13 protein-coding genes are annotated in these 11,482 nt (G+C 36.2%); 8 read left to right on the forward strand and 5 right to left on the reverse strand.

Going from position 1 to position 11,482, the window contains the following annotated elements; genetic code table 11:
* Nucleotides 1-28: 28 nt before the first annotated feature.
* Nucleotides 29-1,180 carry a 3D domain-containing protein gene (locus FDO66_RS10215; protein ID WP_141432555.1) on the reverse strand — a complete coding sequence of 384 codons (1,152 nt, stop codon included), beginning with the start codon at nucleotides 1,178-1,180 and terminating at the stop codon, nucleotides 29-31.
* 303 nt (nucleotides 1,181-1,483) lie between these two features.
* Here FDO66_RS10215 and FDO66_RS10220 point away from each other — a divergent pair, with 303 nt between their 5' ends.
* From FDO66_RS10220 to FDO66_RS10230, 3 genes are read left to right on the forward strand one after another with little or no spacing between them, the layout of a single operon-like run.
* Nucleotides 1,484-2,860, forward strand: a complete 1,377-nt coding sequence (locus FDO66_RS10220; protein ID WP_141432556.1) for a sensor histidine kinase — start codon at nucleotides 1,484-1,486, stop codon at nucleotides 2,858-2,860.
* Nucleotides 2,857-3,534, forward strand: coding sequence for a response regulator transcription factor (locus tag FDO66_RS10225; protein WP_141432557.1), 678 nt, complete (start codon nucleotides 2,857-2,859; stop codon nucleotides 3,532-3,534). Before FDO66_RS10220 ends, FDO66_RS10225 begins: the two co-directional genes overlap by 4 nt.
* Before the next feature lie 3 nt (nucleotides 3,535-3,537).
* The gene (locus FDO66_RS10230; RefSeq protein ID WP_141432558.1) at nucleotides 3,538-4,107 is read left to right on the forward strand and encodes a TVP38/TMEM64 family protein; all 570 of its coding nucleotides are present in this window, start codon (nucleotides 3,538-3,540) and stop codon (nucleotides 4,105-4,107) included.
* A gap of 31 nt (nucleotides 4,108-4,138) precedes the next feature.
* Here FDO66_RS10230 and FDO66_RS10235 read toward each other — a convergent pair whose 3' ends face one another.
* Nucleotides 4,139-5,506, reverse strand: coding sequence for a sensor histidine kinase (locus tag FDO66_RS10235; protein WP_141432559.1), 1,368 nt, complete (start codon nucleotides 5,504-5,506; stop codon nucleotides 4,139-4,141).
* Nucleotides 5,484-6,197, reverse strand: coding sequence for a response regulator transcription factor (locus FDO66_RS10240; protein ID WP_141432560.1), 714 nt, complete (start codon nucleotides 6,195-6,197; stop codon nucleotides 5,484-5,486). Before FDO66_RS10240 ends, FDO66_RS10235 begins: the two co-directional genes overlap by 23 nt.
* A 134-nt stretch (nucleotides 6,198-6,331) precedes the next feature.
* On the opposite strand from FDO66_RS10240, the gene FDO66_RS10245 reads away from it, so the two are divergent.
* The 5 genes from FDO66_RS10245 to FDO66_RS21465 all read left to right on the forward strand — a co-directional run bounded on the left by FDO66_RS10245 (nucleotide 6,332) and on the right by FDO66_RS21465 (nucleotide 8,831).
* A complete protein-coding gene (locus FDO66_RS10245) occupies nucleotides 6,332-6,595 on the forward strand; it encodes a hypothetical protein (RefSeq protein ID WP_141432561.1) in 264 nt (87 codons plus the stop codon).
* Between the two features lie 520 nt (nucleotides 6,596-7,115).
* On the forward strand, nucleotides 7,116-7,262 hold the full coding sequence (locus tag FDO66_RS21260) for a hypothetical protein (protein WP_258535692.1): 147 nt from the start codon (nucleotides 7,116-7,118) through the stop codon (nucleotides 7,260-7,262).
* A gap of 89 nt (nucleotides 7,263-7,351) precedes the next feature.
* Nucleotides 7,352-7,603 carry a hypothetical protein gene (locus FDO66_RS21265; protein WP_258535693.1) on the forward strand — a complete coding sequence of 84 codons (252 nt, stop codon included), beginning with the start codon at nucleotides 7,352-7,354 and terminating at the stop codon, nucleotides 7,601-7,603.
* 441 nt (nucleotides 7,604-8,044) lie between these two features.
* The gene (locus FDO66_RS10260; protein WP_258535694.1) at nucleotides 8,045-8,488 is read left to right on the forward strand and encodes a four-helix bundle copper-binding protein; all 444 of its coding nucleotides are present in this window, start codon (nucleotides 8,045-8,047) and stop codon (nucleotides 8,486-8,488) included.
* Nucleotides 8,489-8,684: 196 nt separating this feature from the next.
* On the forward strand, nucleotides 8,685-8,831 hold the full coding sequence (locus FDO66_RS21465; RefSeq protein ID WP_395939765.1) for a hypothetical protein: 147 nt from the start codon (nucleotides 8,685-8,687) through the stop codon (nucleotides 8,829-8,831).
* A gap of 333 nt (nucleotides 8,832-9,164) precedes the next feature.
* Here the strand turns inward: FDO66_RS21465 and FDO66_RS10270 are convergent, their stop codons facing one another.
* Together FDO66_RS10270 and FDO66_RS21555 are read right to left on the reverse strand one after the other, a co-directional pair.
* Entirely contained in the window at nucleotides 9,165-10,493 is a 1,329-nt protein-coding gene (locus FDO66_RS10270; protein ID WP_141432563.1) for an MFS transporter, read from the reverse strand.
* A gap of 46 nt (nucleotides 10,494-10,539) precedes the next feature.
* The gene (locus tag FDO66_RS21555; protein ID WP_483861452.1) at nucleotides 10,540-10,848 is read right to left on the reverse strand and encodes a four-helix bundle copper-binding protein; all 309 of its coding nucleotides are present in this window, start codon (nucleotides 10,846-10,848) and stop codon (nucleotides 10,540-10,542) included.
* Between the last annotated feature and the right edge of the window lie 634 nt (nucleotides 10,849-11,482).

The raw sequence follows: 11,482 nt of genomic DNA on the forward strand, positions 1-11,482 counted from the left end.
CGAGTTCTTAGTTTCTTTATTGAACGAACTAGTCAAGAATTTTCACCTTTACATTTCTTCTTCCCCATTGCAATGCTTGTGCATTTGATGGCATTAGCACATCAATTTTATAACCGCGAATCGCTCCACCTGTATCACCAGCGATGGCCACTCCATATCCGTCCACCCAAACCTTTTTTCCAAGAGGAATAATCGCTGGGTCAACCGCAATCAATTTTAAATTAGGATTGTCTTTAATATTATAACCCAACGCCGTGGTCGTTCCTTGGGTACTTTCAAAACTGTATGCCGTAGAGGAAACATAAAATTCATTGCTTGCTGATTGTGAAGTATTTACGGTTGATGCTTGGGCTTGCGATGGAGTTTGAGCAGCAACCGGTGCTTCCTCTATAGGAGCTTCTTTCACAACAGCTTTCGCAGCTTCCTGTTCTTTCGTTAACTGTGCCTGAACTTGCTGAACCTGCACTTGAATCCTTTGTTTATTTTGTTCTGCTTCACTAATTTCTTTAGATAATGAAGTATATTTTGCTTGCAAAGCATTTAAAGTTGTAATTTGTGTTTGAAGATTTTTCTCTAATTCAGCTTGATTTTGAGCAAAATTATTTTGTTCTTTTTGCAATCGTTCCTCTTGCAAGGCAATCTCATTTTTCTCATCTTCAATTTTTTGAATATCATTTTTTTGTTGTTTTAATATACTGTTGTCAGCATTTAACAAGGTGGTTACGGCATTGATTCGATCAAGTAAATCTACTAAATTTTCTGAACTTGCTAATGTTTGAATAACGATATTCGTCGAATCTTGAGATTGAAGAGCTACCAACCGCTTTTTCATCACATCTTCACGCATATAAACTTTATCTTCAAGCACGATAATTTCTTCTTTTTTCTTTTCAATAAGAATTTGAGTATCTTCAATTCGCTTTTTATTTTTTGCAATCGCTTCGTTGTTTTGATTAATAGTCGTATGTAATGATTTCAATACAGTTTCTATTTTCTTCGTATCTACATCTACAGATTTTTTTTCATTTTCCTTTTGCTTAATGATTGTTTCAGAATTCTCCAGTTGCTTTTGAACATCCTTTAAGGTTTTTTGACTTGTTTCTGCATGAGCAACAATTGCGATCGAAAAACAAAAAACACTTGTTAATAGTGTAAGAAATACGCGCTGTATCACTCGCATAAGACAACTCCTTCCTTGTACTCATACTATTTATATCATATGGATCAGGGATGAACTTTTACAGTTAGATTAAGAATCTTGTCATATTTCATTGAATTTCAATGAGAAAAAAGGGATGAAATTTGATTAAACTCCCTATAATAAAGGCTTTCGGTCATAAAAGGCAGATATTTCTACTTAAAAAAGTCAGCAATATTTCTGTAATATAAATGTAAAAGAAGGGCATTTATGAAAATCTCTGCACAGATTTTTTATATTTATGATGTAAAATCGTAGTACACAATTGAAAATAGGTGAGATATGTTGAAAAAAATTTCAGTGAAGCTCGGAGTATTGTTTTTTTTGATTATTTTTGGATTGATGACATTTATGTTTTTCTTTTTACATGAAGGGATTGCTGATTCGAGAGTTGAAGAAGAGCTAAATGCTCTTCAAGCAAGGGGAAACTCTCATAGAACCATTCTTGAAAAACATTTTAATGCTGAGACGATTGATCATGTTGTATTAATGGAATCTGAATCAGATACTGATGTTGTCATTACAGATAAATCCGGGAATGTAATCGACTCTTCCGCACAAAGCAGCCTATTTAAAGATTATTTGAAATCTCCTTCAACTACTATTCCAAGAAAGGGAAAAGTGATAGAAAACAATTGGGCTGAACATCCATATATCGCAACCATCAGTCCTATACAAATGGATGGACAACTTACTGGCTATGTATACATGTTTCAAAATACAGCGTCTGTTCATTCCTTAATTCAGCACTTAAATGAACACTTTATATTCGCAGGGTGGATCTCCATCTGTCTCACAATTATTATTATTATCTTTCTTTCAATAGGCATCACGAAACCGCTTATTAAAATGAAGGAAGCAACCTCGCAAATTAGTAAAGGAAATTTCTCAGTTTCCCTTCCTAAAACAACAGATGATGAATTAGGAGATTTAGCAAAATCTATTGAATTATTAGCTACCGATTTAAATTACTTAAAACAAGAACGTAATGATTTTTTAGCTAGTATTTCCCATGAGCTCCGAACTCCCCTTACTTATATGAAGGGATATGCAGATATCGTACTAAAGCGTGATTTGTCTAGTCAGGAAAGAGAAAAATATTTAAAGATCATAGTAGAGGAAACAAATCGATTATCCGATTTAGTTAAAGAATTATTTGATCTAGCTAAAATCGATCAAAATTCTTTTATCATTCAAGAAAAACGAATCGATTTAAAGGAGTTTATGACAAGAATCGAGCAGAAGCTTTCTCCTGCTTTTCAGGAAAAAAGGATTCACTTTGAAGTCATCTGCCCATCAAATATTTTTGTGAATGCTGATCCATTGAAGCTTGAGCAAATCATTTTCAACTTATTGGACAATTCAATGAAGTACTCTCAAGAAGGCGCACACATTTTATTAAAGGTATGGAAAAACAAGAATACGATTCATATCAACATCAAAGATAACGGAAAAGGGATACCGGAAAAGGACATCCCTTATATATTTAATCGGTTTTACCGTGTTGATAAATCCCGAACACGAGCGCTTGGAGGGACAGGACTTGGTCTTGCGATTGTGAAAGAACTTGTCAACGCACATGGAGCTGAAATTTCGGTTAAAAGTTCGGAAAATATTGGGACAGAATTCGAATTAATCTTCAAAGGAGCACAGAAAATATGAGAACCCTTTTATTAGTAGACGATGAACCGATGATGCTAGATTTACTAGAATTATATTTGTCGCCACTTGGCTATTCCTGCATTAAAAAAGAATCAGCAAAGAATGCCATTAACCATTTGAAATCTCAATCGGTTGATCTCATATTATTAGATGTTATGATGCCAGAGATGGACGGATGGGAAGCATGTCAGGAAATCAGAAAATATTGGGATACTCCGATTATTATGCTAACGGCAATGAGTGAAAAAACAGATATCGTAAAAGGATTAAAGCATGGGGCAGATGACTATATTACAAAACCTTTTGATGAAGAAGAGCTGACAGCTAGAATTGAAGCAGTATTACGAAGACAAAAAAGCGACTCTGGTAAAATTTCATTTCGTGGTCTCACACTTGATCAGGATTCTTTTCAACTTCGTTATTACGGAAAAGAAATCTCCTTAACACCAAAGGAATTTGGAATGATGAGTTTATTTCTAAAAAATCAAAATAAAGTGTTTACGAGAGAGCATTTAATAACGTCGATTTGGGGATATGATGTTTCTACTGAAGATAGAACAATTGATTCTCACGTCAGAAATTTACGTGAAAAGCTTAGAAAAGCTGGTTTTCCCGCTGATGAGCACTTAATAACCGTCTGGGGAGTAGGCTATAAATGGACTGGGCAGGGCTAAAAAATGGAAGGACTATTGTTTTACCTCAATCCAGTCTTTGCTGCTTTGATTAGCATTGGGCTTAACATTTTTATCGCGATAGCAGGGGTATTGCCAAGCACCTTTATTACAATTGGAACAATTGGATACTTTGGACTTAAAACCGGTTTGATCATTTTGATTATAGGTGAAGCGTTGGGAGCGATTGTTAGCTTTATCCTATATCGCAAAGGGATACATAAGCTTTCAGCAAATCCAAAAAGCAAAATGAAGAAATTTAAGTTGCTGCAAAGGTTAAAAAACACTGGTGGCGTAACAGCCATTTTTTTTGTCGTGTTACTTAGAATCCTTCCTTTCGTACCCTCTGGAGCTGTAACATTAACAGCCGCATTTAGTAAAATCAACCTTGTTTCCTTTAGCTTTGCGAGTACGATAGGAAAAATTCCCGCTTTATTAATTGAAGCCTATTCCACAGTCTATGTGCTTAACTTAAAAACCGAATGGCAATTTAGTTTAATTATTTTTGTTATCATTCTTTATCTCCTCTATTTGCTTTGGAAAAGAAAGAAAATCTTATACACGAACAAAAAATAAAGAACAGACTGCAGTAGTTAGGGTCTGTTCTTTATTTTCTCGGGAAGTAAACTGTCACCGTTGTACCTACATTCACCTGGCTATCAATTTTTATTTCCCCGCGGTGGGCATCAACAAGAGCCTTTACAATTGAAAGACCAATGCCGATTCCCCCTGTTTTTCTGTCTCTTGATTTATCGCCTCGGTAAAACCTTTCAAATAGATAGGGAAGATCCTTCTCTTCAATTCCTACTCCTTCGTCTTTGATTGAAAATCCTACAAAGTAATCTTTTTCTACCATTTCAACCATTACACTTTTTCCAGCTGGTGAATACTGAAGAGCATTGTTTACAACATTCGTTAAAATTTGAATGACACGGTCTTGATCTGCTTTAAACCGATACTCTTTTTCAGATTTTAAGATATGCAAATGAACTCTTTTTTCAAGGAAAGCAGGACCAAATTGATTTTCTATAAGAGCAGCAATCTTCCCTGCTTCAATCTCCTTTTTATGAAGCTTAATTTGTGGATTTTCAGCGGCAAGCAGTTTTTCTAATTCATTTACAAGACGAACCAAACGCATTAATTCATCATGACTTTGTTGAAGCCTTTTCGGTGTTGGTTCCCATATTCCATCTTGATAGGCTTCGATCTGACTTCTTAATGTTGCCAGCGGAGTTCGAAGCTCATGAGCAAGGTCGTCTGTGAACTGTTTCCTGAGCACTTCTTCTTTAGAAAGTGACTCAGCAAGGTCATTAAAGGATTGGCCAAGAGGCTTCAATTCTTCTGTCAATTCCTCAATTGGTACTCGTGTGTTCCACTTATGCTCTTGTAATTGTTGAACCGTCCTTGATAATTTATTAAACCCAAGCGCCAGTCGTTTTGAAAACAAAATACTGAACAAGAATGATAGGATAACGGTTATAATAGCTGCAATATAAATATTTTGTTTAATTGTTTTCAAAAAGGCAAAATCCTCGCCAATCAGCCCTTCAGGATAGAAAACTTTCATGCTTCCAATCACATTTTTATCAATTGATACATTGTGTATTTCGAACTGATAATCTTCGGAAAGCATTGAGTTCGGTTGTACATCCATATTTCCCATCATTCCGTGCATGTTCATTGTATCTGCCATCAATTGTCCATTTGAGTTATAAACACGATAAAATAAATTGTCCGTCATTGCCTGCTCATGCATCAAACCCATTATTTCATCATTAACGAGATTACCGCTCTCTTTATATTCTTGTTTCACTGCTTTTTCAATAAGACTAGTGTTTCTCTCTCTGTTCTCTCGTAAATAGTCATTAAAATGATCTTCAAATCCCCATAAAATCGAAAAACTTGAAAGGAAAATTCCACAAAGCGAAACCACTAAGAAATAAAATAGTATTCTAGAACGCAACGTCTTTCGCATACGGTTTTCCTCCGAACTTGTAGCCCATCCCGAATACAGTCAAAATATACTCTGGATGACGGGAATTGGTTTCAATCTTTTTACGCAAATTTTTGATATGAGTATCTATGCTTCGTTCATAGCCTTCAAAATAAGATCCATCTTCCTGCACATTCTCCAATAAATCAGCCCGGCTATATACTCGACCCGGATAATTCGCTATTGTGAAAAGCAGTTTATACTCAATTGGGGTTAAAGTAATTATTTGATCTCTTAAAACCACTTCTTTTTTAAACGGATCAATTATCAGTTCTCTATCATTAAAAATGAATAGATTTGACATCTTTGTTTTCTTTACTCTTCTTAATATCGCTTGAACTCTAACAACCACCTCTCTTGGACTGAAAGGCTTCGTCACATAATCATCTGCACCTATCACGATTCCGTTAATAACATCATCTTCTGCTGATTTCGCTGTCAGCATTATAATCGGCACTTCGCTTTCTTTTCTAATTAACCGGCATACTTCTTCTCCTGATATATCCGGCAGCATAAGATCCAATACAATAAGATCAAGTTTATTTTCCTTTTCTCTTTTTAATGCTTCTATTCCATTTGAGGCGGATATAATATCCCAACCTTCTTTTTCAAAATAAGCTTGAAGTACTTCTCGAATCATTTCTTCATCATCAACTAAAAGAATTTTTGTCATCTATCCACACTCCTTGTATGTATTTTATCATCTTAAATTATGAAATAAGTAATCTTCATAACTTCCACATAAGTTCAACATAATATCTTCATTTCCTAAAAGTATGATAGAGTCAAGAAAGGAGATGTGAAACAATGAAAAAATTAGCGATTGGAATTTTAGGTGCAGCATTTATTTTTGGAGCAGGAACATATACATTTGCTCAAGTAAACGGTGAAGGGGATGGAACGCAGAACTTCGGACAAATGAAGCCGTATATGGAAAAAATGCACCCAGGCTTATCTACGAAAGAGCTAAAAGAGATGTATGATTCTTGCCACGGGAGCAAAGGTATGATGCAAGGCCGTAGTGAAATGATGCAAGGTAACGATTCTGAAAACATGATGAATAATCTTTAATAAAAAGGTGATTCCCAATAATGAGTAGTTACAGTTTTGGAATGATAGGTAATTTTCACCGAATCCAGAAGCAAACAATAAACCATAACCATTATACTCATTATAGGTAAATAGAATGCGGCGGCCTTTATTAAACGGTCACCGCATTCTTTATCGCAACAATGTAATTCTCATTTTCATTGAATCCCCCAACCATGCCCACTAACAAAATCACAAGGAACCAGTTGTTGACTCTCAAGATATTCTTTATGCTTATTTTGCACTAAGAATTAACTAAAACTAACAGGAGGAAATTATTATTACGACGCACCATAAAGGAGGATTCGTACATGTCCGATCACGGATCGTCTCCCCGTACACCGAGATGGGGGTAGGTCTCTGGGATCATCATAATCATCCTAATTCTTCTGGTCTTCATCGTGATGCTCTTTGGCGGTGGTAACCACGGCCCTGGTCGCCACTTTAAGTCCGATGGCGCTAATGACCATATACCTTCCATAAAACAAGGGGGGCAACAGCCATGACCATGAAATCCGGCTTCCGTAAGTTTACGCTCACCGCACATATCACTTTCTCGGTCGGCTGGCTCGGTGCAGTTGTTTGCCTCCTAGCTCTCGTCGTCACCGCTCTGAACACCCAGGATACTCAGACGGTACGTGCCGCATAGGTCGCAATAGATTTGATCGGCTGGTTCGCGATTGTCCCGTTAGCCCTCGCCTCACTGTTGACTGGGATTATCCTGTCACTGGGCACCCCGTGTGGCTTGTTCCGGCACTATTGGGTCCTTTTCAAACTCCTACTAACCATCCTTGCCACCATCGTCTTGTTGCTAAACATGCAGACAGTGGGCTTCCTAGCAGGTGTAGCGCCAGAGACGGGAAGTGCCGATATCGTAATCGGGCTGCGGAGCGAACTCATTCACGCTGGGGGCGGTCTGATAGTGTTGCTCATGATCACGATACTGTCAGTGTACAAGCTGCGGGGTATGACCCCGTAAGGGTGGCGTAAACAGCACGAGCAGCGTAAGGTGTCGCATCCGTAGATGCAGTACTTTCTCGGCTAGCAGTCGACATAAAATCAATTAACATTAAGCCAATAGTTTTTTGTAAGTAAACAACCTATTATTTAGAAAACTGCCGCATTTAAAGGAGAAATGCGGCTTTATTTTGTCAAGTTAACCACTTTATTCAGATGGGCTAAGTCTTCTCGAGAAAAACATGGATCAAAAACTAAAAATCTTCTATCTGTTTTGGCGGATTTTCTTCGATGCCCCAAGTATAAATGAGAATGAATTAAGTTCATCTCTACCTCTAGAACCCAAGTAAATTTCTCTTGAACCATTTTTTCACAATCATATCTATTAAGTAATCTAATTGTCGTTTGATATTTTGATCAACTATAGAAACTCAAAAAATTTGGGTTTTTGGTCATAATCTGAAAAATAGGTTTATGCCTCAAACATGGGGAGATGTCCATACATATGATGAAATGGGTAGGAAGTTAAAAATAAACATTGGAGGGAATTTAATGTATCAAACGATGTCTTATCATATGGATAAGGGCCATATGCCCTATCATCGAGTTTTAGAAACGATTCAAAATTGTGAAGCTGTTTGTGAATTTACTGAGTATTCGATTCTACAAATGGATGGTTCAAGCCATAGAAGAGAGCAGTTAAGATTACTTAGAGATTGTGCTGATATATGTACTTTAACGGCAAAGTATATTGCACGTTGTAGCTTTTTTGCGAAATCTATTGCCTTATTATGTGCACAGATTTGTGAAGTTTGTGGAAATCATTGTTTACAACACCCCGATGAACCATCGCAAAGATGTGGTCAAATTTGCTTGCATTGTGCTCAAGAATGTCGTGCCTTTGCAATGTCTGCATAAATTTTCTAATATCTGATGGTAATTTTTGAATTCACATTAAGTAGTGAATTCAAAATCACTATTTTAATAAAAAATACCCTTATTATTAATGGAAGGTACTATAAGATTTCTCTAATAACAAAATAATCCCTAGCTGTTACTACATCTTGGGGTAAAAATAACAATAATATCGTTAAAAAAATAGGAGGTTCTCTCAATGAATTCAGAAATGCAATTTTCACCTCATACACGCTTTCAGGAAAAACAAGCAGGAAATCCAGATGAAAGGATTTTTGGCAGACCGTCGGGTTCGGCAGACCATTGGGTGGATTTGGTTTCGGTTGGCCTTTCATTGGTGGATTAGCAGGCGGTTTATTAGCTGGTGCTTTACTTTGGATTTGGGGGATATGGATTCCCATATGGATACGGATATCCATTCGGGTACGGATATCCATTCGGATACTGATACCCTTTATTCGAACTTTAAATCACTTAATTAGAGGAATAACGCCTAAGCGTCAAACGTTATTCCTTACTATACCTCAATAACAAAAGGAAAAGAAATGACATTTTTATTAAACTTAAATTCTGCCTAAAGTTTAAAGATCCCTGAATGATTAATATAAGCTTCAAAAACTGTTTCCTTTTTAAGATCGGGCACATATGAATAAACTGATATACCTCATCTCAGTCTTAATTATTTAGCATTTCCTCGCTTTCGTAAAAACACTTCTGGCTCCCAACCGTTAAACGGATGGGAAGGATGTTGAATTGGACCAGTTGTTACTTTGGGTACATGTTCAGGAATATTAGGTTTATTCGCTGCTTCTTGTAAAGCCAGTTGAAGTGGTACCCATCTTTTTAATATAACCCCAACAATGAACAATAAAAATATACCGCTTACTGAATAAACTGTCCACGGCAAATAGCCAACTTCAGTTCCTAATTCCAAAAGCTTCCCGCCAGCAAACTTTCCACCTGCTTCTCCTAAACCTGACACAACATTAGCCAGTGCAAAGAAAATACCGATTAATTCTGCTTTCGAAAGTTGTGATACCGTACTATCGATGGTAGGTAATATAAGCATTTCTCCAAGAACAAAAATAGCTCCACTAATCATTAAATGAATAAAGGCACTAGACCAGTACAATGAGCCTACACCAAAACCAATAAAAAGGATTCCTAATCCAAGGGCGGTTAATGGATGAAGTCGCTTAATAATCCAAGCTGTTACGATACCTTGTGTAAAAATAACTATTATACTATTAATAGTCCAAATTAATGCGACATTTTGGGGATCATGTAAAATTTCGGTAGCTCGTAATGGTAAAGCTAAAGCAAACTGAGCATATAAAGCCCAAATCAAAATGCCTCCAACACTAAATACTAAAAATGGCTTGTTATTAAAAACTTCCTTATAAGCTCCAACGGAAATATGTGGACAAGGGGGATCTTCACAGTTTTTAGGGAGAAAAAGCCAGCTTTTTAATGCAAGCACGATATAAATAATTCCAGCTATCCAAAAAATAATTTGTGAGGAACCAGAAATAAAAAAGAAAATAACTAGTCCAGCTGTTGCTATTCCAATATTTGCTGCAATCCCACGTAGAGAAAAAGCAGTTGTTTGGTGTTCTTTCGACGACAAAGCTGCAATTGAGGCTTTGGTCGAAGGTGCATTTAATCCATTCCCTAAACCAATGGTGATTGCCATTAATAAAAGGAATACATATGAAGTAAAAAGACCTAAGCCAATTAATCCACCAGCACCAATTAGTGCTCCTAAACCAATAATAAATCTTCTCCCAATACGATCAGCTAGAAAACCACCTAAAATACCTCCGAATTGAAAAGAAATTGCAATAGATGCAAGGACTATACCGATCTGAACAAGTGATAATCCCGCTTCTACCTTTAACATAATTGGTAAAATCGGGACAACCATATATGTACCTAGATGAGATAATAATACTCCTAGCATCAAAATGAACAATGGTCGTTCCAACTTCATCATTTCACTTATTCCCATTTAGCTCCCCCTAATTCAATACCAATGATATGATTTGCCTCTTATATTACATTGTTGTCATTTTACGACACTCTCCAGCACACTGGCGGCAATAATTAGCACATTGTTGACAACGTACATCTTGGAATTTAGCACATTCAACTGCAGAAGTATCGCAAATGGTGGCACTAAGTTGACAAAGCTCTTTGCATACATGCTTCCGCGTGACATCCATTGGGCTGCCATAAAACAAATGTCCGCACAGTCCTTTAACATTTGATACAATGTATTCAAGTCTATACATCAACTTCTTTAAAGATGAAGTCAGACATTCTTCACAAGCTTGCATACATATGTTACAAACATCAATACACATTTGAAAATTGTTGGACAGATGAATCGACAACAGTTGGCATAAAAGAATTCACTTCTTTATTGAATTCTTTTTATTATTATCTAATTAATGGTGAATAAACTGGTATTATAAACCTTATATTAAATGCTTTGTTGTCGGGCTGTGGAGCGAAACGCATTAATGCGAGATAAACATAAGTGGCATTAATTTTGGGCTGGTGTTAGAACTCGACACCGGTTTATCAAAAATTGCAAACTCTTTCTTTGCATCTAAAAAAGGATTGGCTTCGTTTTTTTATATCAATCTTTTTTGTATGAAAAACTATTAACTCCTTTAAATAATTAGTGTGGTTTTTTATCTCTTCTTTGCTACAAAGTGGAATTGCATTTTTTCTAATTCTATATAGGTTTTATTTTCCTAAAACACCTATAAGAATTGATACTACAACAATCACTACCCAAAATACCCCGTATATTTTCCAAGATATTTTATTTTTGCCTTTATTATTTGAACAGCAACTCATGAACTTTTGTGCCTCCCTTCAGTCAATGTTTTTTTCCTTATTAGGGGTTATACACAAGCTTCTCACAATCAAAAAACCATGCATATTTTTTCTTCGATAGCTGTACCTATTTTTCATTTTAAACAGCTCTTT

It is taken from the genome of Bacillus sp. 03113 (assembly GCF_006546985.1).
Lineage (GTDB): Bacteria > Bacillota > Bacilli > Bacillales > Cytobacillaceae > VATK01.

Bases quoted from the DNA above. Each gene is read 5' to 3' on its own strand.
- FDO66_RS10215 (WP_141432555.1), bottom strand. From the start codon at position 1,180: ATGCGAGTGATACAGCGCGTATTTCTTACACTATTAACAAGTGTTTTT.
- FDO66_RS10225 (WP_141432557.1), top strand. From the start codon at position 2,857: ATGAGAACCCTTTTATTAGTAGACGATGAACCGATGATGCTAGATTTA.
- FDO66_RS10230 (WP_141432558.1), top strand. From the start codon at position 3,538: ATGGAAGGACTATTGTTTTACCTCAATCCAGTCTTTGCTGCTTTGATT.
- FDO66_RS10235 (WP_141432559.1), bottom strand. From the start codon at position 5,506: ATGCGAAAGACGTTGCGTTCTAGAATACTATTTTATTTCTTAGTGGTT.
- FDO66_RS10240 (WP_141432560.1), bottom strand. From the start codon at position 6,197: ATGACAAAAATTCTTTTAGTTGATGATGAAGAAATGATTCGAGAAGTA.
- FDO66_RS10245 (WP_141432561.1), top strand. From the start codon at position 6,332: ATGAAAAAATTAGCGATTGGAATTTTAGGTGCAGCATTTATTTTTGGA.
- FDO66_RS21260 (WP_258535692.1), top strand. From the start codon at position 7,116: ATGACCATGAAATCCGGCTTCCGTAAGTTTACGCTCACCGCACATATC.
- FDO66_RS10260 (WP_258535694.1), top strand. From the start codon at position 8,045: ATGCCTCAAACATGGGGAGATGTCCATACATATGATGAAATGGGTAGG.
- FDO66_RS21465 (WP_395939765.1), top strand. From the start codon at position 8,685: ATGAATTCAGAAATGCAATTTTCACCTCATACACGCTTTCAGGAAAAA.
- FDO66_RS10270 (WP_141432563.1), bottom strand. From the start codon at position 10,493: ATGGGAATAAGTGAAATGATGAAGTTGGAACGACCATTGTTCATTTTG.
- FDO66_RS21555 (WP_483861452.1), bottom strand. From the start codon at position 10,848: ATGTGTATTGATGTTTGTAACATATGTATGCAAGCTTGTGAAGAATGT.